The following is a 578-nucleotide window of genomic DNA, read 5'->3' as shown; positions in this document are numbered from 1 at the left end:
CTATTTAGGTAGTGCCTCAAGTATTACCGTCGGGGGTAGAGCACTGTTTTGGCTAGGGGGTCATGGCGACTTACCAAACCAAGGCAAACTCCGAATACCGATGAGTACAGCTTGGGAGACAGAGCACCGGGTGCTAACGTCCGGACTCAAGAGGGAAACAACCCAGACCGCCAGCTAAGGTCCCTAAAATTGGCTAAGTGGGAAACGAAGTGGGAAGGCTAAAACAGTCAGGATGTTGGCTTAGAAGCAGCCATCATTTAAAGAAAGCGTAATAGCTCACTGATCGAGTCGTCCTGCGCGGAAGATGTAACGGGGCTAAGCCAGTTACCGAAGCTGCGGATGCACAGTTTACTGTGCGTGGTAGGAGGGCGTTCTGTAAGCCTGTGAAGGTGTCTGGTAACGGCTGCTGGAGGTATCGGAAGTGCGAATGCTGACATGAGTAACGATAATGCGGGTGAAAAACCCGCACGCCGAAAGCGCAAGGTTTTCTACGCAACGTTCATCGGCGTAGAGTGAGTCGGCCCCTAAGGCGAGGCAGAGATGCGTAGTTGATGGGAAACAGGTCAATATTCCTGTAC

Annotated in this window: 1 rRNA gene; it reads left to right on the top strand. The window is 52.1% G+C overall.

Going from position 1 to position 578, the window contains the following annotated elements:
- Positions 1-578 (top strand): 23S ribosomal RNA (locus GVL03_RS19215); the annotation flags it as partial.

This window comes from Microbacterium sp. 18062, assembly GCF_902706225.1.
GTDB lineage: Bacteria > Actinomycetota > Actinomycetes > Actinomycetales > Microbacteriaceae > Microbacterium.
Note: the sequence above shows the minus strand (reverse complement) of the source record. Positions and strands in the feature narration are given on the sequence as shown.